This window comes from Acuticoccus kandeliae (assembly GCF_003073115.1).
Genome location: NZ_QBBV01000002.1, coordinates 315,164 through 338,048, shown reverse-complemented (window position 1 = coordinate 338,048; position 22,885 = coordinate 315,164). Strand labels below are relative to the sequence as shown.

At 68.7% G+C, this 22,885-nt stretch carries 21 protein-coding genes; 12 read left to right on the top strand and 9 right to left on the bottom strand.

Annotation, left to right across the window (positions count from 1 at the left end; genetic code table 11):
* Positions 1-371: 371 nt before the first annotated feature.
* The 3 genes from DBV35_RS14200 to DBV35_RS14190 are packed head-to-tail and all read left to right on the top strand — an operon-like array spanning position 372 to position 3,275.
* Positions 372-932, top strand: a complete 561-nt coding sequence (locus DBV35_RS14200) for a TRAP transporter small permease (protein WP_157961744.1) — start codon at positions 372-374, stop codon at positions 930-932.
* The gene (locus DBV35_RS14195) at positions 929-2,251 is read left to right on the top strand and encodes a TRAP transporter large permease (RefSeq protein ID WP_108660978.1); all 1,323 of its coding nucleotides are present in this window, start codon (positions 929-931) and stop codon (positions 2,249-2,251) included. The genes DBV35_RS14200 and DBV35_RS14195 overlap by 4 nt, the downstream gene beginning before the upstream one ends.
* A gap of 31 nt (positions 2,252-2,282) precedes the next feature.
* Positions 2,283-3,275, top strand: coding sequence for a TRAP transporter substrate-binding protein (locus DBV35_RS14190; RefSeq protein WP_157961743.1), 993 nt, complete (start codon positions 2,283-2,285; stop codon positions 3,273-3,275).
* Positions 3,276-3,332: 57 nt separating this feature from the next.
* On the opposite strand, the gene DBV35_RS14185 is transcribed toward DBV35_RS14190, so the two are convergent.
* Both DBV35_RS14185 and DBV35_RS14180 read right to left on the bottom strand, forming a co-directional pair.
* The gene (locus DBV35_RS14185) at positions 3,333-4,202 is read right to left on the bottom strand and encodes an amidohydrolase family protein (RefSeq protein ID WP_157961742.1); all 870 of its coding nucleotides are present in this window, start codon (positions 4,200-4,202) and stop codon (positions 3,333-3,335) included.
* Between the two features lie 43 nt (positions 4,203-4,245).
* Complete coding sequence (locus DBV35_RS14180; RefSeq protein WP_108660975.1) at positions 4,246-5,169, bottom strand: GntR family transcriptional regulator; 924 nt, start codon at positions 5,167-5,169, stop codon at positions 4,246-4,248.
* A 314-nt stretch (positions 5,170-5,483) separates the two neighbouring features.
* Between DBV35_RS14180 and DBV35_RS14175 the strand changes: the two genes are divergently transcribed.
* The 6 genes from DBV35_RS14175 to DBV35_RS14150 all read left to right on the top strand — a co-directional run bounded on the left by DBV35_RS14175 (position 5,484) and on the right by DBV35_RS14150 (position 13,425).
* Entirely contained in the window at positions 5,484-6,473 is a 990-nt protein-coding gene (locus DBV35_RS14175; protein ID WP_108660974.1) for a tripartite tricarboxylate transporter substrate binding protein, read from the top strand.
* A gap of 60 nt (positions 6,474-6,533) precedes the next feature.
* Positions 6,534-6,965: a tripartite tricarboxylate transporter TctB family protein gene (locus tag DBV35_RS14170; RefSeq protein ID WP_108660973.1), complete on the top strand. Its 432-nt coding sequence runs from the start codon at positions 6,534-6,536 to the stop codon at positions 6,963-6,965.
* A 12-nt stretch (positions 6,966-6,977) separates the two neighbouring features.
* The gene (locus tag DBV35_RS14165) at positions 6,978-8,522 is read left to right on the top strand and encodes a tripartite tricarboxylate transporter permease (RefSeq protein WP_108660972.1); all 1,545 of its coding nucleotides are present in this window, start codon (positions 6,978-6,980) and stop codon (positions 8,520-8,522) included.
* A gap of 81 nt (positions 8,523-8,603) precedes the next feature.
* Positions 8,604-9,695, top strand: a complete 1,092-nt coding sequence (locus DBV35_RS14160) for an isocitrate/isopropylmalate dehydrogenase family protein (protein WP_108660971.1) — start codon at positions 8,604-8,606, stop codon at positions 9,693-9,695.
* A gap of 74 nt (positions 9,696-9,769) precedes the next feature.
* On the top strand, positions 9,770-12,367 hold the full coding sequence (gene acnA / locus DBV35_RS14155) for an aconitate hydratase AcnA (protein ID WP_108661947.1): 2,598 nt from the start codon (positions 9,770-9,772) through the stop codon (positions 12,365-12,367).
* The gene (locus DBV35_RS14150; protein WP_108660970.1) at positions 12,364-13,425 is read left to right on the top strand and encodes an Ldh family oxidoreductase; all 1,062 of its coding nucleotides are present in this window, start codon (positions 12,364-12,366) and stop codon (positions 13,423-13,425) included. Before acnA ends, DBV35_RS14150 begins: the two co-directional genes overlap by 4 nt.
* Before the next feature lie 11 nt (positions 13,426-13,436).
* On the opposite strand, the gene DBV35_RS14145 is transcribed toward DBV35_RS14150, so the two are convergent.
* Entirely contained in the window at positions 13,437-14,168 is a 732-nt protein-coding gene (locus DBV35_RS14145) for a transporter substrate-binding domain-containing protein (RefSeq protein ID WP_108660969.1), read from the bottom strand.
* Between the two features lie 206 nt (positions 14,169-14,374).
* Between DBV35_RS14145 and DBV35_RS14140 the strand changes: the two genes are divergently transcribed.
* The gene (locus tag DBV35_RS14140; RefSeq protein ID WP_425428474.1) at positions 14,375-14,779 is read left to right on the top strand and encodes an acyl-CoA thioesterase; all 405 of its coding nucleotides are present in this window, start codon (positions 14,375-14,377) and stop codon (positions 14,777-14,779) included.
* Positions 14,780-14,893: 114 nt separating this feature from the next.
* Here the strand turns inward: DBV35_RS14140 and DBV35_RS14135 are convergent, their stop codons facing one another.
* From DBV35_RS14135 to DBV35_RS14110, 6 genes are all read right to left on the bottom strand, one after another.
* Positions 14,894-15,784, bottom strand: coding sequence for an NAD-dependent epimerase/dehydratase family protein (locus DBV35_RS14135; protein ID WP_108660968.1), 891 nt, complete (start codon positions 15,782-15,784; stop codon positions 14,894-14,896).
* A gap of 213 nt (positions 15,785-15,997) precedes the next feature.
* Positions 15,998-17,473 (bottom strand): ABC transporter ATP-binding protein, encoded by a 1,476-nt coding sequence (locus DBV35_RS14130; protein ID WP_108661945.1) that lies wholly within the window; start codon positions 17,471-17,473, stop codon positions 15,998-16,000.
* An 89-nt stretch (positions 17,474-17,562) separates the two neighbouring features.
* Entirely contained in the window at positions 17,563-18,282 is a 720-nt protein-coding gene (biuH, locus tag DBV35_RS14125; protein ID WP_108660967.1) for a biuret amidohydrolase, read from the bottom strand.
* Positions 18,283-18,293: 11 nt separating this feature from the next.
* Complete coding sequence (locus tag DBV35_RS14120) at positions 18,294-19,208, bottom strand: ABC transporter permease (protein ID WP_108660966.1); 915 nt, start codon at positions 19,206-19,208, stop codon at positions 18,294-18,296.
* Complete coding sequence (locus tag DBV35_RS14115) at positions 19,205-20,311, bottom strand: ABC transporter permease (protein WP_108660965.1); 1,107 nt, start codon at positions 20,309-20,311, stop codon at positions 19,205-19,207. The genes DBV35_RS14120 and DBV35_RS14115 overlap by 4 nt, the downstream gene beginning before the upstream one ends.
* Positions 20,312-20,320: 9 nt before the next feature.
* Positions 20,321-21,439, bottom strand: coding sequence for a BMP family ABC transporter substrate-binding protein (locus DBV35_RS14110; protein ID WP_108660964.1), 1,119 nt, complete (start codon positions 21,437-21,439; stop codon positions 20,321-20,323).
* Between the two features lie 403 nt (positions 21,440-21,842).
* Between DBV35_RS14110 and DBV35_RS14105 the strand changes: the two genes are divergently transcribed.
* Positions 21,843-22,634 carry a DUF2092 domain-containing protein gene (locus tag DBV35_RS14105; RefSeq protein WP_108660963.1) on the top strand — a complete coding sequence of 264 codons (792 nt, stop codon included), beginning with the start codon at positions 21,843-21,845 and terminating at the stop codon, positions 22,632-22,634.
* Positions 22,634-22,858: a hypothetical protein gene (locus DBV35_RS14100; RefSeq protein WP_108660962.1), complete on the top strand. Its 225-nt coding sequence runs from the start codon at positions 22,634-22,636 to the stop codon at positions 22,856-22,858. Before DBV35_RS14105 ends, DBV35_RS14100 begins: the two co-directional genes overlap by 1 nt.
* The last annotated feature ends 27 nt before the right edge of the window (positions 22,859-22,885 follow it).

The window sequence follows — 22,885 nt, the reverse complement described above, 5'->3', positions numbered from 1 at the left end:
CGCCCGCCGCGCCGCGCGGGCGCGTCCGCGTTCGGGCGATGGCGTGACAGCGTTTCGTTCCATTGAACCCATAAAGTCAGAAAGCCAATCCGCGATGCGGGCGAAATCCGCCATGTCTTGTGCGCGTTGGTCTTGCGTCGCCCTCAAATTCTGGTCTTGATAGACGAGAAATCCAAAAAATGATTGCCGGGCATTGCACGTTCTGGTAAGCGGAGAAAAAAGAAGGCTGGGGGAAAGGGCATGAGCGCCGCAAAATGCGGGTGGGACTGCGTCTGCGCCGTCGGCCGGTCTTGCCGCGAAAAGCCGAACGCACCTTGTCGGGGCCCGCAAGCCTCACGCGCGAAGGCGCCGGCCCTCGCATGGCGCGCGGCGTGACGCCGAGGCCCCGGAGCGCGGGCGACCGCGTCGCGTCGGCGATCGACGCCGTGCTCGACTGGGCCGAGCGGATCGTCATCGGCGGCCTCGTCGTCACCGCCCTCGGGCTCGGCACGATGCAGGTCGTCCTGCGCTACGTCTTCAACACCGGGTTCGAGTGGAACGAGGCGATCTTCGTGCTCGTCACCGTCGCCGCCATGCTGATGGCGGGCGCGCGGGCCGTGCGCGAGAACGCCCATGTGCGCGTCGACATCGTCCACGTGATCGTCTCCGCGCGCACCTCGCGCATCCTCGACATCGTGGCCTATTCCGCCTCCCTCGCGCTCTGCCTCTTCTACGTCTGGTGCGGCTATCTCTTCGTCAGCTTCGCCAGGATGATGGGGACCGCGTCACCCGAGACCGGGATCCCCGACTGGATGATCTACGCGGTCATGCCCGTCGCGATGTCGCTCTTCTCGGTCCGCTTCATCCTGAAGATCCGCGCCATCGCCCTCGGGACGGAGCGGCACGAGGCGCACGCGGACATTTCCGCCTTCGATGCGGGGGACGCGCGATGACGGTCGTCCTCCTCGTCGTGGTCTTCTTCGCCCTCATCGTCATCGGGGCGCCGGTCGCGGTCTCGCTGGGGGGCGCGGTCGTGATCACCTCGCTCCTCCTCGACCCGATCCCCCTCGCCATCATCGGCCAGAAGATCTTCGCCAATCTCGACCACTACACGCTGATGGCGGTGCCGTTCTTCTTCTTCGCCTCGGCGCTGATGGAGACGGGCGGCCTCGTGCGCCGGTTGATCGACCTCGCGAACGCGATCGTCGGCCATTGGACGGGCGGGCTCGGGGTCACGACGGTGCTCTCGTGCGTCTTCTTCGCGGCGATCTCGGGGTCGAGCCCGGCGACGGTCGCCGGCATCGGCCGCATCATGTACCCGGCGCTGCGCGCCGAGGGCTACACGTCGCGCTATGCGCTCGGCGCGCTGGTGACGGCGGGCTCCATCGGCATCCTGATCCCGCCATCGATCCCCCTCATCATCTACGGCTTCGTCACCGAGACGTCGGTCACGCGCCTCTTCCTCGCGGGCGTCGTCCCCGGCCTCGTCTACGCGGCCGGCATGATGGTGATGGCGTGGGCTCTCGCCCGGCGCGCCGGGGTCGCGCGGCGGCCGCGCATGACGCTGCGCGAGCGGCGCGCGCCCATCGTCGCCGCGCTCCCCGCGCTCGCCCTGCCGGTGATGATCTTCATCGGCATCTATGGCCTCCCCGCCTTCTCCGTCGGCGCCTACACCTACGATGGCGGCGCGATCTTCACCCCGACCGAGGCGGCGGTGATGGCGACGCTCCTCGCGCTCCTCATTGGCCTCTTCATCTACCGCGAGACGACGCCGCTGCGCGCGCTCGACACGGTGATCCGGACCGCCCCGGCGGTGGGGATGATCTTCTTCATCACCACCAACGCGCTCCTCTTCGCCTTCTTCGTGACGAAGCTCGGCGTGCCGGCGGCGATGACGAATTTCGTCATGAGCCTCGGCCTGGAGCCCTGGCAGTTCCTGCTCCTCGTCAACCTGATGTTTCTCGTCATCGGCTTCTTCCTGGAGGGAGTGCCGACGGTGCTGATGTTCGTGCCGGTGCTCTATCCGGCCGCCGTCGCGATGGGGGTCGACCCGATCCATTTCGGGATCATCGTCATCGTGAATATCGAGCTCGGCCTCGTCACCCCGCCGGTGGGCCTCAACCTCTTCGTCGGCTCCGCCGTCTCGAAGGAGCCGGTGACCGAGGCGTTCTACGGCGCGTTGCCATGGATGGCCGTCACGGTCCTCGTCCTGCTCCTCGTGACGTTCGTGCCGGAGCTCTCGCTCGCGCTGCCGAACTGGGCGTTCGGCTGACCCAACGAAAAACAACCCAATGGAGGAAGCTATGCGGTTCAACTTCAAGGCGGCGTTGCTGGCATCCACGATGCTCCTCGCGGCGATCCCCGCCGCGAACGCGCTCGATGTCGTGATCTCGAACGACAATAACGGCGTCGGCGTGAAGGGGCAGACGTTCGATCTCCTCGCCGAGGAGATCCGCAAGCGTCTGCCGGACGCCGATGTCGAGGTCCACCATTCCGGTGCCCTCTTCGACCAGAAGACGCAGATCCAGGGTCTTCAGCTCGGCTCGGCGCACATCATCTCGCCGACATCGGGCATCTACGCACCGGTCGCCCCCGGCGTCGCGGCGCTGACGCTCCCCTTCCTTCTCGACAGCCCCGAGAAGATCGTGAAGGCGATGGAGGACGAGACCGTCCGCAGCGCGTTCGTCCCCGATCTGGAGGCGAAGAACATTGTGCCGATCGCCATCTGGGTGAACGGCCCGCGCGAGCTCGCCTATCGCGGCTCCAAGCCCATCCTGACCCCGGCGGACATGGCGGGCGTGAAGATCCGCGTGCAGAGCGTGCCGTCCGACATCGCCGCGATGAAGGCGGTCGGCGCCAATGTCGTCGCGATGTCCTGGTCCGAGGTGCCGACGGCGCTGGGGCAGGGGGTCATCGACGCGGTGGAGCCGGCGCCGAACGCGCTCTCGGGCGCGGGGCTGATCGAGCTCATCGACCAGGTCACCAACTTCCACTACCAGTATGCGTTCTACATCGTCGGCGCGAACAAGATGTGGTGGGACGGGCTGAGCGACGCGGAGCGCACCGCGATCCAGGAGGCGCTCGACGTCGCGACGGCATGGAACCTCGAGAACGCCGCCAAGGAGAATGCGGCGGCCTATGAGGAGCTCGCCGCGACCGGCAAGACCGTCCACGACCTCACGCCCGAGCAGCGCGCGGCCTGGTCCGACGCGATGACCCCGGTCTGGGCCGAGTTCGGCGACTCGCTCGTCGGCGAGGCGGTGATGACGCGGCTGAAGGAGATCGCGGCCGAATAGGGCGACCAACGGCCGCGCGTCGGCGCCTCCCCCCGACCGGGGGAGGCGTTTTCGCTTTCAGCCGAAGTCGTAGAGCCTGGCGGGATTGGTGACGAGGATCCGCTCGCGGTCGGCCGGGTCGGAGAACCAGCGCGCGATCGTCGCCAGCATGTCGGCCGGGTCGATGTCGCGATAGGGGCGCGGTTCGGGATCGGCCGTCGGCTTGTTCTCGTGATGGGGAGCATGCGGCCAGTCCGAGCCCCAGACGATGTTGTCGGGGTTGGTCGTGTAGAGGTCGCGCGCGAGGGTCGTGATCTCCTGCGTCGCCTCGGGATGGTCGAGCCGGTAGGTGCCGGAGATCTTCACCCACCCTTGCCCGCTCGCGAGGAGGTCGCGCACGGCACGCTCGGCCGCGCCGCCGCGCTCGCGCACGGGGAGCAGCCCGAAATGGTCGAAGACCACGGGGACCGGCAGGTCCGCGAATTCACCCGCCAGCGCCGCGATCACGTCGGGCGTCGTGAAGATCTGGAGGTGCCAGCCATTGCGGGCGCACTTGTCCGCCGCGAGGGCGAGCCGCTCGCGGGCGAGCGCCGGGTCGCTCACGCCGACCGTCCGCAGATTGGCGCGGATCCCACGCACGCCACTCGCATGCATCGCGTCGAGTTCGGCGTCGGTCGTTGCCTCGTCCACCTGCGCGACGCCGCGTGCGCGGTCGCCTAGCGCCTGGAGGCCGTCGATCACGCAGCGATTGTCGGTCCCGAAGACGCTCATCTGCACGAGGACGATCCGCTCCGTCCCGACACGGCGCATCATGGCGAGCATGTCGTCGGGCGTCGCGACGCTCGGCGTGTAGGAGCGCGGCGAGACCATCGGGTAGGTGGCAGGGTCGCCGACCACATGGGTGTGGCAGTCGGTCGACAAATGCGGGGGGAAGGCTGAACGGTCCAACGGAGTTGCCCTTGCGTTGTGCGCGGCGGCGTCTGCGGCGCGGTCAGGTCGCGTGCGGCGGGGCCGCGTTCGCCGCCTCCGACCAGTTGCGCGCGATCGGCGACTTGCGCCGCAGCGCGCCGCCGAGATGGCGCCGCATGAAATAGGAGGCCTCGACCACGTCCCCCTTCTCGAGGAGGCGGACCATTTCCAGATGCTCGCCGCATTGCTCCATCAGGCGCTCGCGGTTGATCTCCGCCCGGTATTCCATCAGCCTCCGCATCCGGTTGGCCCGCTGCAAGGCGCTGATGAAGAACGGGTTGTTCGACATCTTGATGATCTGCTCGTGGAAGTCGGCGCCGTTGTCGAGGAGGCGCTCGGGCGCCATCGTCTCGAGCCCGTTCTCGATCATGCGCGACTGCACGCGCTTCAATTCGTCGAGCACCTTCCGGTCGAGCTCGAAGGACGGCTCCAGCATCGCCGCCGGCTCGATCGCCATGCGGAAGCGGTAGATCTCGTCGAACGCGGCGGGGGTCTTGGCGACGGGCAGGAAGCGCCAGCCATAGCCCTCCTTGCGCTCGGCCCAGCCCTCGCGAACGGCGCGCATCAGGAGGTCGGTCACCTTCGCGCGCGTCAGGTCGTAGTGCTGGCGCAGGAACTGCTCGGTCACCTCCTCGGGCAGCCGGTCGGTCAACCAGTCGTCCGAGAGGCGCTGATAGTCATCGGGCTGGGCGCTGCGCTGCTCCTCCAGCCAGCGCGTGACCTGCTCGGGGATGCTGTCGGCGACGAAATAGCCCCGGTTCGCCTGGCGCTGGATGACCCCCTGCTGCTCCAGTTCGGTGAGCGCGTCGCGGACCGGCGTGCGCGACACGCCATACCGCTCGGCGATCTGCTGCGTCCTCAGATGCGCGCCGCCTGTCAGCGTCCCGGAGACGATGTCCTCCAGGAGGCGAACCGATATCCGCTGTGACAGGGCGCTCGAACTCATTCGCTCAGGATCCTCTTCGCTCGGGCCGGGCGGCACGGCCCGGCGGCCGCCGACACGCGACCCCGGACGCTGCACCGGCCGCAGATATTAGCCTTTGTGGGCGGCTTGGGTACATGGCTTTTGGTATCCGGATATCCCGATTGCGCAAAAGGTTAAGCTTCTCAGGGTCGGCAGTCAGCCTTGATCCACGCGGTAACAAAACCAGAGAAGGGGCCGCCTCGTCAATTTAGGATTGGCTTTTGTGGTTTTAAGGTGCAAAAAGAGGGAAGGGCTCCGCCGAGGGTCCGGCCAACAAAAGCAAAGGGAGGGCTTCCATGCTCGTCAGACTGTTCCGAGTTGGGGCGATCGCCGCCGCGTCAGCGCTCGCGCTCTCGTCCGCCGCATCCGCGCAGGGCTTCAAGCCCGAGAACACGGAGTGCATCGCGCCGTCCAATCCCGGCGGCGGCTGGGACTTCATCTGCCGCACGACCGCGAAATATCTGTTCGATCTCGGCCTCATCGACGGCACGATGCAGGTGACGAACATGACCGGCGGTGGCGGCGGGGTCGCCTTCGCGCACGTCACGCAGGAGCGCAACGAGGACAACAACCTCATCGTTGCGGCGTCGGTGTCGACCACCGCCCGCATCGCGCAGGGCATCTTTCCGGGCGCCTCGGCGGCCGACGTCCACTGGCTCGCGACGTTCGGCGCCGAATATGGCGCGATCGGCGTCGCCAAGGATTCCAAGTTTCAGACGCTCAACGACCTCATGGACGCCATCAAGGCCGACCCGCGTTCGGTCGGCATCTCGGGCGGCTCCTCGGTCGGCAGCTACGACCACATGAAGCCGATGCTCCTCGCCAAGGAAGCAGGCGTCGAGGACGTGCGGCAGCTCAAATATGTCGCCTACTCCGGCGGCGGCGAGGCGATGACCGGGCTCCTCTCCGGCGCGGTCGACGCGATCTCGGGTGACTTCTCGGAGATGCGCGGCTTCGTCGATTCGGGCGACGTGCGCATCCTCGCGATCCTCGCCCCCGAGCGCCTCAAGGCCTATCCCGACATCCCGACCGCGCGCGAGCAGGGCCTCGACGTGCTCGGCGCCAACTGGCGCGGCCTCTACATGCCCGCCGGTGCGTCCGACGAGGCGAAGGAGTGGTGGTCGAACGCGATCCAGACCATGGCCGAATCGGAGGAGTTCCAGGCCGCGCTGGAGGCGGCGACCATCGAGTCGTTCAACAATTTCGGCGAGGACATGCAGGTCTTCATCGACGGCGACATCGCCGACGTGACGGCGCTTTCGAAGGAAATCGGCATCCTGAAATGAGGCGCGCGGGCCGCCCTTTCGCGGGCGGCCCGTCCCCGCACCCATCGAAAGCGAGGCAATATGAGTGACCGCATCTTCGGCGTGGTCGGATTGGCGCTTGCCGGCTTCTATCTATGGGCCGCGTCGATCATCCCCGACAGCTTCATGGTCGACGTGATCGGACCGCGGACCTTCCCCTACATCGTCGGCGCGCTTCTCGGCGTGACCTCGCTGGTCTTCGTCCTGCGCCCCGACCCCGAGCCGCGGTGGCCGCTTCTGCGCGACCTCGTGGAACTCGGCTTCGCCGCGGCCGTCATGTTCCTCTATGCCTGGGCGCTGCCGGTGGTGGGGTTCGTATTCGCCACCATCCTCGCCACCGCCTACCTCACCTGGCGGCTCGGCACGAAGCCGCTCGGCGCGGTGGTGACCGGGGTCTGCACCTCGCTCGGCATCTACGTGATCTTCCATCTCGTCCTTGGCCTGTCGCTGGCCAGGGGCCCGCTCGGCTTCTGAGGGGCGGCCGGCATGGACACCCTCTCCAACCTCGCCGACGGCTTCGCGATCGCGCTCAGCCTCGAAAACCTCACCTTCGCGCTGCTCGGCTGCTTCCTCGGGACGATGATGGGCGCGCTGCCGGGCCTCGGCCCCGCCAACGGCGTCGCGATCCTCATCCCGATCGCCTTCTCGCTCGGGCTCGGGCCGACGCCCTCCCTCATCCTCCTCACCAGCGTCTATTATGGGGCAATGTATGGCGGGCGGATCTCCTCGATCCTCCTCAACATCCCCGGCGACGAACCGGCGATGATGACCTGCCTCGACGGTTACCCGATGGCGCGCGCCGGCCAGGCGGGGGAGGCGCTCTCCCTCTCCGGCATCGCCTCCTTCGTCGGGGCCTTCTTCGCCACGTGCGGGCTCGTCCTCCTCGCGCCGCAGCTCGTGAAGATCGCGCTGCTGTTCGGCCCGGCGGAGTATTTCGTGCTCTTCACGCTGGCGTTCGCGACGCTCGGCGGCATCTCCTCGACGAACCAGGCGAAGTCGCTGTTCGCGGCCGCCCTCGGCCTCGGCATTGCGATGATCGGATCGGACTCGCAGACCGGGTCGCAGCGCTTCACCTTCGGCCACATCCACCTCTTCGACGGCATCGACTTCCTGATCGCCATCGTCGGCCTCTTCGCCCTCTCCGAGGTGTTCATCTTCCTCGAACACCATCGCGGTGGCGCGGTGGGCGGCGGCGGGCCCGTCAAGATCGGCCGGCTGATGCCGGACGGCGCGATGATCCGGCGCTGCATCCCCACCATGGGGCGCTCGACCATCATCGGCTTCATCGCGGGCGTGCTGCCCGGCGCCGGCGCCTCGCTCGGCTCGTTCCTCTCCTACTCGCTGGAGAAGGCGGTGGTCGACCGCGAGGGGAAGACCTTCGGAAAGGGCGACCCGCGCGGCGTCGCGGCGCCGGAGGTCGGCAACAACGCCGCCTCGGGCGGGGCGCTGGTGCCGATGCTCGCGCTCGGCGTGCCGGGATCGGGCACGACGGCGGTGCTGCTCGCCGTGCTCCTCCAGCTCAACATCACGCCCGGCCCGCTGCTCTTCGAGCGCAACCCGGACGTCGTCTGGGGCCTCATCGCGGCCCTCTTCATCGGCAACTTCATGCTGCTGGCGCTGAACATCCCCCTCGTCGGGCTCTTCACCCGCGTGCTCCTGGTGCCGACGCGCATCCTGATGCCCGTCGTCGCCATGATCTCCTTCGTCGGCATCTACGCCATCACCGGCTCGACCTTCGACGTGATGCTGATGGTCGGGTTCGGGATGCTCGGCTGGGTGCTGCGGAAGCTGGAGGTACCCCTCGTCCCCGTCATCCTCGGCATCCTCCTCGGCAACGAGATGGAGGTGAACTTCCGCCGCGCGATGACGATCTCGGACGGCGACTGGTCGATCTTCGTCGGCAGCCCGCTCGCGATCGGGCTCTGGGCCGTCGCGATCACCGGCTTCCTGCTACCGATCGTCATCGGCCGCCGGATGAAGCGGCGGATCGAGGCGAACCGGCCGTCCGACGAGATCGCCGAAGGGGATTGATCCCGTGGCGCGCCCCGAACCGGCGCGCCGGAACGACACAGAGCGGCCTCCCGGCCGGCGCACCATTCAGGAGCCTATCGAATGCGCATCATGACCTTGCCCTGCGACGGTATCGGGCCGGAAATCATGGCCGCGACCCTCGACGTCGTCCGCGCGGCGGACGCCAGATACGGCCTCGGGCTCTCCTTCCAGGAGGAGGAGTCCGGGTTCACCTCGCTCAGGAAGCACGGCATCACGCTGCGCGAGGAGGTGCTCGACCGCGCCCGGACGGAGTTCGACGGCGTGATCCTCGGCACCCAGTCGCACATGGACTATCCGCCGGTCGCCGAGGGCGGGCGCAACGTGTCGGCCGGCTTCCGCATCGGGCTCGACCTCTACGCCAATGTGCGCCCAGCCCGCTCGCGCGCGTACCTCCCCAACAAGGCGCCGGGCATGGACCTCGTCATCATGCGCGAGGCGACGGAGGGCTTCTATCCGGACCGCAACATGCACCGCGGCGTCGGCGAGATGATGCCGGACCCGGACATGGCCCTGTCGGTCCGCAAGATCACGCGCCACAGCTCGATGCGGATCTGCCGCGAGGCGTTCAAGCTCGCGATGCAGCGCCGCAAGAAGGTGACGGCGATTCACAAGGCCAACTCCTTCCTGATGACGGACGGGCTGTTCCTGGAGTGCTTCCGCGCCGTCGCGAAGGAGTTCCCCGAGGTGGAGACGGAGGACAGGATCGTCGACGCCTTCGCCGCGCTCCTCGTGCGCCAGCCGGAGAAATATGACGTCGTCGTCGCCACCAATTTCTACGGCGACATCCTCTCCGACCTCGCCTCGGAGCTCTCCGGCTCGCTCGGCCTCGCGGGGTCGATCAACGCGAACGCCGAGACCGGCCTCGTCTGCGCGCAGGCCCAGCACGGCTCCGCGCCGGACATTGCGGGCCGCAATGTCGCGAACCCGACCTCGCTGATCCTGTCGGCGGCGATGATGCTGTCCTGGCTCGGCGAGCAGCGCGGCGAGGCGAAGCTTCTCGACGCGGGCGCGGCCATCGCGCGGGCGGTCGACGCCGTGCTCGAGGATCCCGCCAAGCGCACGCGCGATATCGGCGGCACGGTGAACACGGACGCGTTCGGCCGCCTCGTCGCGGACGCCGTCGCGGCCTCGCAATTCTCCCCGGTCGCCTAGGCGGCCCACCTGCAGGCCCCTTCGGGGGCCGCCCTTTCTTTCCGTGGAGGCACGCCATGGCCGGATCCGCCCACATGAGACCGGAGACCAGCGTCTCTCTCGGCGGCGACACCCTTCGGGTCACCGACCTTGCCGGCTTTCTCGGGCCGAGGCGGTGCCGCCTGCCGCACGTGCTGCGCCTCCTCGCCGAGAACCACCTGCGCGAGACCGGCGAGACCGAGGCGCTGTCGGCGGCGCTCGATGCCTGGCTCGCCGGCGCGCCGAGCCGTTTCGAGTTCCAGTTCCGCCCCAACCGCCTTCTGATGCACGACACGACCTGCACCCCCGCGCTCGCCGACATCGCGGGCCTGCGGGACGCGCTGGCCGAGGCGGGCGGCGACCCTGCCGCGCTGACCCCGTGCCTTCCGGTTGAGGTGTCGGTCGACCACTCGCTCGCCGTCGACCGCTACGCCGTCCCCGGCGCCGACCGGCACAATCTCGCCAACGAGATCGCCCGCAACGCCGAGCGCTACGGCTTCATGAAGTGGGCCTCCGCCAATCTCGACGGGGTCCACGTGAACCCGCCCGGCACCGGGATCATGCACACGATCAACCTCGAGCAGCTCGCGACCGTGGTGGAATTGCGGGCGGACGGGACGGCGCACCCCGACATGCTCCTCGGCACCGACAGCCACACGCCGATGATCAACGGCATCGGCGTTCTCGCCTGGGGGATCGGCGGGCTGGAGGCGGAGAGCGTGATGTTCGGCGAGGCCGCCTCGCTCGCGATGCCGGCGATCGTCGGCGTCGAGCTGACGGGCCGGCTGCCCGCCGGCACCCTCGCGACCGACCTCGCGCTCGAGGTGACGCACCTCCTGCGCGCGCTCGGCGTCACCGGCGAGTTCGTCGAGTTCTTCGGCCCCGGCGTCGCGACGCTGACGGCTGACGAGCGCGCGGTGATCGCGAACATGGCGCCCGAATATGGCGCGTCGAGCGGCTTCTTCCCGGCCGATATCGAGACGGTCGCCTACCTCACCCGCACCGGGCGTCCAGACGCGCTGGTGCGCGCCATCGAGCCCGTGATGCGCGCGATGGGGCTCTGGTTCGACCCGGACCAACGGCCTCATTTCGACCGCACGATCGCGATCGACCTCTCCACGCTCGGCCCCCGGATCGCCGGCCCGCGCCGGCCGCAGGACCGGATCGCGACGGCGGAGGCGGCCGCTGCGGTCGAGGCCGCGATCGGCCGGCCGCTGGAGCCGCCGGGGACCGGGGTGCCGGACGGGGCGGTCGGCGTCGCGGCGATCACGAGCTGCACGAACACGACCGACCCGCGCCTCCTCATCGCCGCGGGCCTCCTCGCCCGCAAGGCGAAGCGGGCCGGGCTCGCGTCGGCGCCGTGGGTGAAGACCTCGCTCGCGCCGGGCTCGCCCTCGGCCCGCGACCTCCTCGCACACACGGGCCTCGCGGAGGATCTCGCCGCCCTCGGCTTCGGCATCGTCGGCTTCGGCTGCACGACCTGCATCGGCAATTCCGGCCCGCTCCCGCCGGTGATCGAGGACGCGCTCGCCGCTGGAAAGGCAGTCGCGGCGATCCTCTCCGGCAACCGCAACTTCCCCGGCCGGGTGCACCCGGCGCTCGATCTCGGCTTCCTCGCCTCGCCGCCGCTCGTCATCGCCTACGCGATCCGCGGCACGATCGAGGGCGACATCCTGACCGACCCGCTGGGCCACGACGCCGACGGCCGGCCCGTGCGCCTCGCCGATCTGTGGCCGACGGGTGAGGAGATCGACGCGGCGATGGCCGCCGGCTACCGCCCCGCCGATGTCCGGTCCGCCTTCCTCGCCGCGTCCGCCAACCCGGCCTGGCAGGCGATCCCCGTCCACCGCACGGCGCGCTTCCCCTGGGATCCGGCCTCGCGCAACCTGCGCCGTCCGAAATTCGCCCATCGCGCACCGACCCGGCTCGGCCGCTTCGAGGCGCAGGCCCTCATGGTGCTCGGCGACGACATGACGACCGACCACATCTCCCCCGCCGGCTGGATCGACCCGACGAGCCGGGCCGGAGCGTGGCTCCTGGAGCGCGGCGGCGATCCCGCCGACCTCAACGTCTACGCCGCCTATCGCGGCAACTGGGAGGTCATGCTGCGCGGCCTCTTCACCAATCGCCTCGCGAAGAACCACCTCGCCGACGACCTGCCGCCCTCCTTCACCCTCCTCGAGGACGGGAGCCGCCTGCCGCACTTCGAGGCGGCGGAGCGCCTCGCGGCAGAGGGCCGGTCCGTCGTGATCCTCGCCGGGGAGCGCTACGGCATGGGGTCGAGCCGCGACTGGGCCGCGAAGGGCGTCGCGCTCCTCGGCGCGCGCGCGGTCATCGCGCGCAGCTTCGAGCGCATCCACCGCACCAACCTCATCGGCATGGGCGTCCTCCCCATCGAGATCCTGTCGGAGTTCCGGCCGGAGAACGCCGGGATCGGCCCGGCCGACCGCTTCGCCGTCGACGCGACGCCCGAGGCGCTGGCGCCGCTGATGCCGATGGTCGTGGAGCGCACGCGCGCCGATGGCAGCCGTGAGGCGATCACCTGCCGCGCCGCGATCGAGACGCAGCGCGAGGTCGAAATTCTGGGGCGAGGGGGCGTGCTGTCGGCAATCCTGTCGGACACGCTCGCCGCCGAGAGGAGGAGGACAGGATGAGCAGCGCTTCCTACGATGCCGACACGCTGGAGGCCTACGCCGCCGCCGTGTTCGCGCACGCCGGGCTTCCCGAGGCGGACGCCGCGACCATCGCCCGCGGCCTGATCAAGGCCAATCTGCGCGGGCTCGATTCGCACGGCGTGTCGCGGATGCCGATGTACATAGAGCGGCTGCGGCGCGGGCTCGTCAATCCGCGCCCGGAGATCCGCGTGGAGGAGGTCGCCGGCGCGGTCGCCTCGGTCGACGGCGACAACGCGTTCGGCTTCCTCGCCGCGCACCGGGCGATGGACGAGGCGATGCGCCTCGCCGAGAGCGCCGGGATCGGCCTCGCGGGCGTGCGCAACTCGACCCATTTCGGGATGAGCGCGCTCTACGTGATGCAGGCGCTGGAGCGCGGCTTCGTGTCGATGGTGTTCACCAACTCCTCGCCCGCCTTCCCGGTCCATGGCGGGCGGACCGCGTTCCTCGGCGCCGCGCCGATCGCCGCCGGCATTCCGGGCGGCAAGAGCGGCGTGCCGTTCCTGATGGACATGTCGATGACCATCCTCGCGCGGGGCAAGATCCGCCTCGCGGCGATGCGTGGCGATCCGATCCCCGAGGGGCTCGCCCTCGATGCCGAGGGGCGGCCGACCACCGACGCGCAGAAGGCGTTCGAGGGCGTGATCCTCCCCTTCGGCGGCATGAAGGGGTCGATCCTGTCGATGCTGATGGATCTGATGGCCGGCGCGCTGACCGGCGCGAACTATGGCGGCGACGTGAAGGGCCTCTATTACGACCACACCGGCCCGCAGAATGTCGGGCACCTGATGTTCGCGATCCGCCCGGACCTCTTCATCCCCCGCGCCGAGCTGGAGGCGCGGATGGACACGTTCGTGGAGCGGGTGCGGGCCCTGCCGCGCGCGGCGGGGGTCGACGAGATCCTGATGCCGGGCGAGCCGGAGGTGCGCACCGAGGCGAAGCGGCGCGCCGGAGGCATCCCGATCACGGACAATATCGTGCGCGACCTCACCATCCTCGGCGAGAGCGAGGGCGTCGCCTTCCCCGCGCCCCGCGCCTGAGGCGCCTCCGCTCAGTCCGGCATGATGGCGCAGTCGCGCGCGACGCCGTGGCGCTCCAGGATGTCGGCGACGAGGCCGCTGCGCGCGGCGTCCGCGAGCCATGCGGCGAGTACCTCGGACGCGACGGGGCGGCCCTCGGGCATCGCCATCGCCTGGCGGATCTCCATGAAGGGCGGCATCAGCACCCGGCTTCCCGGTCGGTGTTCGGCCTCATCCTCCATCGCCTGGCGGATGCCCGCGATCGCGTCGACCGCGCCGGTATCGAGCGCGGCGAGCGCGTCGGAATATTCCTCGTGCATGACGAGGTTCTCCGCCCCGGGCTTGCGCAGGAGGGTGAGCGTGTAGGCGCTGCCGGTCACGGTCCCGACCTTGGCGCCGGACCGGACGAGGCCGGGCGCATCCGCCGCCGTCGCGCGCGGGCCGGCGAGATAGCACCCCTCGATGCGGACATAGGGTGCGGTGAAGCGGATCGTCCTCGCCCGCTCCGGATCGACGGCGAGGAAGCAGACGTCCCACGCATCCTCGCCCGCGCTCGCCGAGACATCGACGGCGCGCTCATAGTCCACGAAGGCGAGGTCGAGGCCGAGATGGCGCGCGAGGGCGCGGGCGAGGTCGACGCTGATGCCGGCCGGCGTCCCGTCCGCCTCGCGCCGCACGAGCACGCGGTTGCCGTGATTGAGGGCGACCCGCATCACCCCCTTCGGCGCGAATTGGCGGGCGATATCGTTGCTGATCTCAGCCATCGTTCAGGCCCGCCGCGCGCCGGTGATGTCCGGCCCGGCGATATCGTTCGGCGCGAGCATGGGCGCTCTCCCTCTTTCGCAGCGTTTCAGATTGGTCTTTAGCGCATCAAAATGCTGATGGCCATCCGGCGGTGCCGCGGGGCTGGCGATCGCGGGCATTGTTGCCATACTGGCGGCCGCCCTCGCCCTCCCGACATGGACCCGACGTGAGCACGAAGCCGCCGCCGAAAGACCCCGCGATCCGCACCATCGCGATGCCCGCCGACACCAACCCCGCCGGCGATATCTTCGGCGGCTGGCTGATGAGCCAGATGGACCTCGCGGCGGGCAACATCGCCGCGCTGACCTCGCGCGGGCGCAGCGCGACGATCGCGGTGGAGGCGATGAAGTTCCACCGTCCGGTGAAGGTCGGCGACGAGGTCTCGCTCTTCGCCGAGCTTCTGTCGGTGGGGCGGACCTCGATGAAGATCCACGTCGAGGCGTGGCGCCGAAGCCGCGACAGCGAGGACAGCGAGCAGGTCACCGAGGCGACCTTCACCTTCGTCGCCCTCGATTTCGAAGGCCGCCCGCGCCCCGTCTACAACATGCCGTCCGGGAGCGGCCCCGTCTGACGCGCCGTGCCTGCGAGCGCCTGTCATTTCCTCACGGAATCGCCAAGCGCTCGCAGTTTGTCTGGCGAGCGCGTTGGTTCATCCCGCCATGTGTCCATGACGGAATGACGCGATCTACGCCTTCAAATATTTGCGCCAGTCATGGTTCTCCTTGAAGCCCAGAACGTCGCGGATCTTCTTGTTGGAGAAAAACGTCTCGTGCGTGCCCATGTCGGCCTTCTTCGGCACGTCCGCGTAATATTGCGCGATGAGATCGGCCGTCGTCTCGTTCACCGAGTGGGTGTCGTTCGAGGCGTTGAAGACCTGGTAGCCGAGCCCGTCCTTCTTCATGCACAGATCGACGATCTGGCCGAGATCGCGCGCGTCGATATAGGAGAAGAAGTTCACGCGCCGCTGTTCCGGGTTCTTCATGAAGTCGGGGAAGAGCGTCTCGTACTCGTGCGGCTCGATGACGTTGTTGATCCGCAGCGCGTAGATGTCGAGGCCTGAACGCTTCTGGAAGCTCTGGCCCGTCAGCTCGTTGACGACCTTCGACATCGCGTAGCTGTCTTCCGGGAGCGTCGGGTGCGCCTCGTCGACCGGGATATATTCGGGCTTTCTCACACCCTGGGCGAAGCACACGCCGTAGGTGGTCTCCGAGGAGGCGAAGATGATCTTCTTGATCCCGAGCTTCACCGCCGTCTCGATCACGTTGTAGGTCGAGATCGTGTTGATGCGGAAGGTTTCGTTGTCCGGCTTGATCTGGATGCGCGGGACCGCGGCGAAGTGAACCACGGCGTCGAAATGGGCCGGGCCCGTCGCGCCGCGCACATCGTCGATGTTGAGATGGCTCGTCATCGCGCCGAAGACCGCGCCGCTGTCCGTCACGTCGGCGATCAGATTGTTGACGCCCGGATGATCGAGCGGCGTCAGGTCGACATTGAGCACGTCATGGCCCTGGTCGATGAGGTAGGGGATGACGTGCCGGCCCGCCTTGCCGCTGCCGCCGGTGAAAAACACGCGCATGGAAGTCTCCTTGGATCTCTGCCCCGTCGGCGCGAGCCTGTTGTCCCGGCTCTTGCACGGCCGACCGGCCGCGCGCCAACGGGCGACAAACTCTCAGAATCCGCAGCCCGCGTCACCACGCGCGTGGCCGGAGACGATCAATATCGCGGCAAAAATTTCGGGGGTGGGGTCGAGGAGGAGGCGATCATGGACCGCCTCTCGCCAGGCCTCCGCTCAGGCGTGGCCGCCCATGTGGCGGCCGATCGTCGGAATGTCGGCCTTCTCGGCCGCGACCTCGTAGACGAGGCGGCCCTCCGACATGACGAGGACGCGGTCCGCGAGCTCCAGGATTTCGTCGAGATCCTCGCTCATCAGAAGCACCGCCGCGCCGCCATTGCGCGCCGACATGATGCGCGCGCGGATCTCGGCGACGGCCGTGAAGTCGAGCCCGAAGCAGGGGTTCGCGACGATGAGGAGATCCACCTCCCCGTCGAGCTCGCGCGCCAGCACCGCGCGCTGCACGTTGCCGCCCGACAGCGAGGAGATCGGGCTTTCGGGCGAGGCCGCCTTCACCTTGAAGGACTGGATGAGCGCGCGCCCGCGACGGCGCAGCCCCCGCATCGCGAGCCAGAAGCGCGGCGTCTCCCCCTCCGCGTCGAAGCTGCGGAAGCCGATATTCTCGACCACCGTCATCCGCGGCGCGCACGCATTGTGGAGCGGCTCCTCGGGGAGGTAGCGCACTTTGTGGGCGCGGCTCTCGGTGCGGCTCGCCCGGTAGGGCGCACCGTGGACGCGGATCGACCCGGCGCTCGTCGGGCGCTGGCCGGTGAGGATCTCCATCAGTTCCATCTGGCCGTTGCCGGAGATGCCGGCGATGCCCACGATCTCGCCGCCCCGCACGGCGAGCCCGTCGATGGCGACCTCCTTGAGGCCGGATCGGTCGCGCGCCCGCACGCCCGCGAGCTCCAGCACCGTCGCCCCCTCCGTCACGGCGCGGGCGGCGGGCGCGGCGGGCTTCGCCTCGCCCATCATCATGGCCGCCATGTCGGCATGGGTGAGGTCCTTCACCTTGCCGGAGCCGACGAGCCGGCCGCGCCGCAGCACCGACACCTCGTCGGCGAAGGCGGTGACCTCGCGGAATTTGTGGGTGATCATCACGACGCTGATCTCCCCCGCCTCGCACAGCCCGCGCACGTGGGAGAGGACCTCGTCGGCCTCGTCCGGCGTCAGCACCGATGTCGGCTCGTCGAGGATCAGGAAGCCGCGGCCGAGATAGAGCTGCTTCAGGATCTCCAGCTTCTGCTTCTCGCCTGCGGCGAGGCGCGAGACGGGCTGCTCCAGCGGCACCTTGAAGGGCATGCGCGACATGAAGGCTTCGAGGTCGCGCCGCTCGGCCGCCCAGTCGATCACCTGCGGCACCGCGGCGCGCGAGATGACGAGATTTTCCGCCGCCGTCAGCGCGGGCACCAGCGTGAAGTGCTGGTAGACCATGCCGAGGCCGAGCTTGTGGGCGTCGCGCGGGTCGGTGATCCGCTCCTCGCGCCCGTTCACGAGCATCTGCCCCGCCGTCGCGTGGTAGAAGCCCATGATGCACTTCACCAGCGTCGACTTGCCGGCGCCGTTCTCGCCGAGGAGCGCGTGGAAGCTGCCGGGCGTCACCTTGATCGACACGTCGTCGAGCGCCGTGAACGACCCGAAGCGCATCGTCATGCCGATCGTCTCGATGCTGACGGCACCCGCCGCGCCCGCCGGATGGCGCGCCTCGACGGCCTCGATGAAGTCGATCGCCTCGGACGCGCTCACGGGAGGACCGCGAGAAGGTCGGCCGAGCGCGCCGTCGCGCCGAAGACGCCGCCCTGCATGTGGATCATGTTGATGGCGGCGGCGTGGTTGGCCGGGTCGGTCGCGGCGCAGCAGTCGGTCAGCATCAGGCATTCGAAGCCGCGATCGTTGGCCTCGCGCATGGTGGTGTGGACGCACACGTCCGTGGTGATGCCGGTGAGGACGATGTTGCGGATCCCCCTGAGGCGCAGGATCATCTCGAGGTCGGTCGCGCAGAAGCTGCCTTTGCCCGGCTTGTCGATGATGACCTCGCCCGCGATCGGCGCCAGCTCGTCGATGATCTCCCACCCCGGCTCGCCGCGCGTCAGGATCTTGCCGCAGGGGCCAGGGTCGCCGATGCCCGCCCCGATCTGGCGCGAGCGCCAGCGCTTGTTGTCAGGCAGGTCGGCAAGGTCCGGCCGGTGCCCCTCGCGCGTGTGGATCACCATGTAGCCGCCGTCGCGGAAGGCGGCGAGGAGGCGCTTGATCGGCTCGATCGGCGCGCGGGTGAGGGCGATGTCGTAGCCCATAGAATCGACATAGCCGCCGACGCCGCAGAAGTCGGTCTGCATGTCGATGATGATGAGCGCCGTGTTCTCGGGGCGCAGATCTCCATCGAAGGGCCAGGCGTAGGGCGTGGACGCCACGGTCGTCCCCGCTTCGGTGCCGGGCTTGGTCAGCGTGTCGGTGACGGTCATCCTGGCAGGTCCTACTTGGTGATGGAGAGTTCGCGCGGCGCGCCGCTCATGGCGCCGGTCTTGGACGAGGACGCGATGAGGACGCCGAGCGTGAGGACGTAGGGCGCGGCGAACCACAGATAATAGCCGGAGGTGATGCCGACCGACTGGAGGGCGGGCCCCAGCGCGCCGGCCCCGCCGAAGAGGAGCGCCGCGCCGAGGCACTTCATCGGCTGCCAGCGCGCGAAGATGACGAGCGCCACCGCGATGAGGCCCTGGCCGGACGAGATGCCCTCGTTCCAGCTCCCCGGATAGTAGAGCGAGAGGTAGGCCCCGCCGATCCCGGCGAGCGCGCCGCCGGTGGCCGTCGCCGCGACGCGGACCCGGTTCGGGCGGATGCCGAGCGCGCGCGCCGCGTCGTTGCTGTCGCCGACGACGCGGATGATGAGGCCCGCGCGCGTGGTGCGGAACGCCCACCACAGCGCGGGGGCGAGGATCACGCCGATGACGAAGAGCGCGTTGACGCGCAGCGCCGCCTGGAGCTGCGGCACGTCCGACCACCAGCCGAGATTGATGGAGGGCAGGTCCGGCGCGACCGGCTGGATGTAGGCCTTGCCGAAGAAGTAGGCGAGGCCGGTGCCGAGCAGCATCATGGCGATGCCGATGGCGATGTCGTTCACCTTGGCGAGCGAGCAGACGAGGCCGTGGACGAGCCCGAACACGGCGCCCGCGCACGCCGCCGCGAGGACGCCGACCCACGGATTGCCGGTGTTCACCGCCACCGCGTAGCCCGACATCGCGCCGAAGACGAGCGTGCCTTCGAGGCCGAGATTGATCCGCCCCGACTTCTCCGTGATCAGCTCGCCGAGCGAGACGAAGAGGAAGGGCGTCGAGACGCGGATCGCGCCGCCGAGGACGGCGATGAGGACGGCGGTGGTCTCGTTCATGACCGTCCCCCGCGGTTGAAGAGCGCGGCGAAGTTCAGCCGGCCCGTGAAGGTGTCGGAGATCAGGATCGCCATGAAGACGAAGCCTTCGAGCACCAGCATGGTCGCGTCCGGGAGCTGCATTCGGCGCTGGACGAGGCCCGAGGAGGCCTCGATGCCGGCGAGCAGGATCGCGACCGGGATGATGGCGAGCGGGTTCTGCCGGGCGAGGAAGGCGATGAGGATGCCGGTATAGCCGTAGCCCGCCGCGAGCGAGGCGTTCGCGGTGCCGTGGACGGCCGCGACCTCGAAATAACCGGCGAGCCCGGCGAAGGCGCCGCCGAGCGCCGTGAACCCGATGATGAGCCGGCCGACCGGCAGGCCCTGCACCTCCGCCGCCCGGATGTTGCCGCCGGCGATGCGCGCGGCGAAGCCCCAGGTGGTCTTCTCGATCAGCACCCAGGCGAGGATGCAGCCGACGATCGCGACGGCAAGGCCCCAATGGACGTTCCAGCCCGGCAGCGTGCCGACGCGCAGCGCGTCGACCAGCGGCGCGGTCGATGGCTTGTTGAGCGAGGTCGGGTCGCGCAGCACGCCCTCGACGAGGTGGTTCATCAGCGCGATCGCGATGTAGGCCATCAGGAGCGAGGAGATCGTCTCGTTGACGCCGCGCACGTGCCGGAGCCAGCCGACGATGCCGATCCAGAAGCCGCCCACCACCGCTGCGGCGATGGCGAGAAGCGGCATCGCGATCCCCGCCGGCCAGCCCGCGAGATAGACCGCGAGGCCGCCGGTGGCGACGCCGCCGAGCACGATCGCCCCTTCGCCGCCGATCACCACGAGTCCGAGCCGCGCCGGGATCGCGACGCACAGCGCTGCGAAGAGGAGGGGCGCTGCCCGGCTCAGCGTGTTCTGCCAGGAGAAGGACGTGCCGAAGCCGGCCATGTAGACCAGCTCGTAGAACTGCACCGGGTCCTTGCCCAGAATCAGCAGGAAGACGGCGAAGGCCAGAAACCCGACGAGCAGCGCCATGAGGGGCAGAAGAATCCCCTCCAGCCGCCGCGCCCAGGGTATGAGCCGCGCCCAGAGAGGCTCGGCCAGCGACGTGCTATCGGCAGCGGACATGGACGGCCTTTAGGAGGTGGAGCCGATGACGCCGTCGACGAGATAGTCCATCGATTCGAGCGCCACGTCGGTTTCCAGGAAATTCTGTCCCTCGGCGGCGACGGTGTTGCCCTTGTTGTCGGTCAGCGGGCCGCGGATGACGGCGAAGTCGCCGGCCATGATCTCGGCCTTCGTGGCCTCGAACTGGGCGCGCGCGGCGTCGGAATTGGCCGGGCCGAGCGGCGACATCTTGATAAAATTCTGCGCCAGGCCCCCGCGGACGAAGTTCGGGATCGCCTCGCCGGCGAGCGTCTTGTTGACCATGTCGGTGTAGACGGTCGCCCAGTTCCACTCCGCGCCCGTGAGGTAGAGGTCGGGGGCGAGCTCGGACTGGTTGGCGTGGTAGCCGCACACGTTGGCGCCGCGCGAGGCGGCGGTCTGGATCACCACCTTCGGCCCGTCGACGTGGCAGGTGATGACGTCCGCGCCGGCATCGGCGAGCGCGTTGGTGGCCTCCGCCTCCTTCACCGCCATCGACCACTCGCCGGTGAAGATCACCTGGCAGGTGATGGTCGGGTCGACCGCCCGCGCGCCGAGCAGGAAGGAGTTGATGTTGAGGAGCACCTGCGGGATCGGCTTGGCGGCGACGAAGCCGATCTTCTTCGACTTCGTGGCGTGCCCGGCGGTGATGCCGTTCAGATACTGGCCCATCCCGATATAGCCGAAATAGCTGCCGATATTGGACGGCATCGTGTCGTTCCAGAGCCCGCCCGCGTGTTCGAAGCGGACGTCCGGATATTTCGGCGCGACGGTCAGGATGTGCGGGTTGAAGTAGCCGAACGAGGTGGGGAAGAGCAGCGTGGCGCCGTCGAAATTGATCATCGACTCCATCGTCTGCTGGACGTCCTGCGTCTCGGCGACGTTTTCTTCTTCGATGACCGTCACGCCGTCGATCGCCTTCACGGCGGCCGCACCCTCGGCATGGGCTTGGTTGTAGCCGAAATCGTCCCGCGGACCCACGTAGATGAAGCCGACGGTGAGGGGGGACTGGCTGAAGGCCGGGCGCACGAAGCCGGACATGGCCGGGGCGAGCGCGACGCCGGCGCTCGTCATCAGAAAGCGGCGGCGGGAGAAGGCTGAACGGGGCATCGCTGAGGAACCTCGAGGGATAAATCGGCGAGTCGCGGTCGCCGATGAGGGACGGCACGGCACGAGCTTATCCATCGAAGAATTTCCGTCTGCTGCTAGCTTCACACCGCAGTGATGCAAAGGACGCAGCGCTGTCCGGAGACGCTCGATGTCGCCGTTTCCGCAAGCAAGTCCGGTTCCAGTCGCACCCGCCCTCCGAACTTTCCGCAAGCCGTGCCGGAGACCTCGTGCGCGCCGATGCTAAGACAGGGCGCGCGAATATTTGCGAGAAGACGTAAAATGAAAAGACAGGGCCGGGCCAGTCGCTATTGGACGACTGTCGGGCGAGAAAACCCGGCGCTGACAAGCAGTCGACTCCTCAATCGGTCCAACGAGCCGGAGGCCCATGATGCGATCCGTTGAAATGCCGAAAGCGACCAAACCGGCGAAGATCGCCGGCGCTCTTGTGGCGACCCTCTTCGTCGTCGCGGCAGCTCGGCCTGCAATCGCCGACGAAGCCGCCGCCAAGACCATCCTGAAATCGATGTCGGATTACCTGGCGTCGCAATCGTCCTTCGCCTTCTCCTACGATTCCTCGTTCGATGTGGTGACCGAGGATGGCCAGGCGCTCGGAATCGCGAGCTCCGGCAAGGTCGTCCTGGAACGACCCGACCATGTGATGGCCACCCGCGAGGGCGGCTACACCAACCTCGAGATCCTGTTCGACGGGAAGACGGTCACGCTCGTCGGCAAGAACGCCAACGCCTATGTCGAGACCGAAGCGCCGGACAGCGTCGACGCGCTGATCGACGCGCTGCACGCCGAGCTCGGCTTCCCGATGCCGGGCGCGGACCTCTTGGTGTCCGGCGCGGCGGACTCGATGCTCGACGGCGTCACCGACATCAAGGATCTCGGCGCCGGCGTGATCCGCGGCGTGATGTGCGACCACCTCGCCTTCCGCACCGACGAGGTGGACTGGCAGATCTTCATCGCCCAGGGCGATGCGCCGCTGCCGTGCCGCTACGTCATCGTCTCGAAGGAGATCGAGGGCTTCCCCCGCTACGAGATCGATTTCAGCGACTGGGCGACGGGCGATGACGTCCCCGAGACGTCCTTCACCTTCGACAACACCACCGGCGCGAAGGCGATGAGCGTCGCGGACTTGCGCGCCGCCGCCGGAGACCTCCCGCCCCAGTTCAAGCTCGGAGCCAAGTGATGACTCTCAGGAAACGCATCCTCCTGTCGATCTTCTCGTGCCTCATCATCATCGGCACGCTGGAGCTCGGCGCGGCCTTCTCCGTGCCCGGCATCCACGGCGTCGTGCGCCAGGCGCACGCGGTCATCGGCCGCCCGCTGACCCCGGTCAGCGTCGCCGGCGTCGCGCGCCGCACCACGCGGCGCACCGTCCGCCGCTGCGCGGCCGGCGTCTATTATTGCTGAGCCCGACGTGTTGATGGCGAGGCCCGG

What these genes read in the sequence shown, in the direction of transcription:
- DBV35_RS14190 (WP_157961743.1), top strand. Translation starts at nt 2,283, where the DNA reads ATGCGGTTCAACTTCAAGGCGGCGTTGCTGGCATCCACGATGCTCCTC.
- DBV35_RS14120 (WP_108660966.1), bottom strand. Translation starts at nt 19,208, where the DNA reads ATGAACGAGACCACCGCCGTCCTCATCGCCGTCCTCGGCGGCGCGATC.
- DBV35_RS14135 (WP_108660968.1), bottom strand. Translation starts at nt 15,784, where the DNA reads ATGCGCGTGTTTTTCACCGGCGGCAGCGGCAAGGCGGGCCGGCACGTC.
- DBV35_RS14170 (WP_108660973.1), top strand. Translation starts at nt 6,534, where the DNA reads ATGAGTGACCGCATCTTCGGCGTGGTCGGATTGGCGCTTGCCGGCTTC.
- DBV35_RS14160 (WP_108660971.1), top strand. Translation starts at nt 8,604, where the DNA reads ATGCGCATCATGACCTTGCCCTGCGACGGTATCGGGCCGGAAATCATG.
- DBV35_RS14100 (WP_108660962.1), top strand. Translation starts at nt 22,634, where the DNA reads ATGACTCTCAGGAAACGCATCCTCCTGTCGATCTTCTCGTGCCTCATC.
- DBV35_RS14105 (WP_108660963.1), top strand. Translation starts at nt 21,843, where the DNA reads ATGCCGAAAGCGACCAAACCGGCGAAGATCGCCGGCGCTCTTGTGGCG.
- DBV35_RS14150 (WP_108660970.1), top strand. Translation starts at nt 12,364, where the DNA reads ATGAGCAGCGCTTCCTACGATGCCGACACGCTGGAGGCCTACGCCGCC.
- DBV35_RS14195 (WP_108660978.1), top strand. Translation starts at nt 929, where the DNA reads ATGACGGTCGTCCTCCTCGTCGTGGTCTTCTTCGCCCTCATCGTCATC.
- DBV35_RS14110 (WP_108660964.1), bottom strand. Translation starts at nt 21,439, where the DNA reads ATGCCCCGTTCAGCCTTCTCCCGCCGCCGCTTTCTGATGACGAGCGCC.
- biuH (WP_108660967.1), bottom strand. Translation starts at nt 18,282, where the DNA reads ATGACCGTCACCGACACGCTGACCAAGCCCGGCACCGAAGCGGGGACG.
- DBV35_RS14175 (WP_108660974.1), top strand. Translation starts at nt 5,484, where the DNA reads ATGCTCGTCAGACTGTTCCGAGTTGGGGCGATCGCCGCCGCGTCAGCG.
- DBV35_RS14130 (WP_108661945.1), bottom strand. Translation starts at nt 17,473, where the DNA reads ATGACGATGCGCTTCGGGTCGTTCACGGCGCTCGACGACGTGTCGATC.
- DBV35_RS14165 (WP_108660972.1), top strand. Translation starts at nt 6,978, where the DNA reads ATGGACACCCTCTCCAACCTCGCCGACGGCTTCGCGATCGCGCTCAGC.
- DBV35_RS14115 (WP_108660965.1), bottom strand. Translation starts at nt 20,311, where the DNA reads ATGTCCGCTGCCGATAGCACGTCGCTGGCCGAGCCTCTCTGGGCGCGG.
- acnA (WP_108661947.1), top strand. Translation starts at nt 9,770, where the DNA reads ATGAGACCGGAGACCAGCGTCTCTCTCGGCGGCGACACCCTTCGGGTC.
- DBV35_RS14180 (WP_108660975.1), bottom strand. Translation starts at nt 5,169, where the DNA reads ATGAGTTCGAGCGCCCTGTCACAGCGGATATCGGTTCGCCTCCTGGAG.
- DBV35_RS14145 (WP_108660969.1), bottom strand. Translation starts at nt 14,168, where the DNA reads ATGGCTGAGATCAGCAACGATATCGCCCGCCAATTCGCGCCGAAGGGG.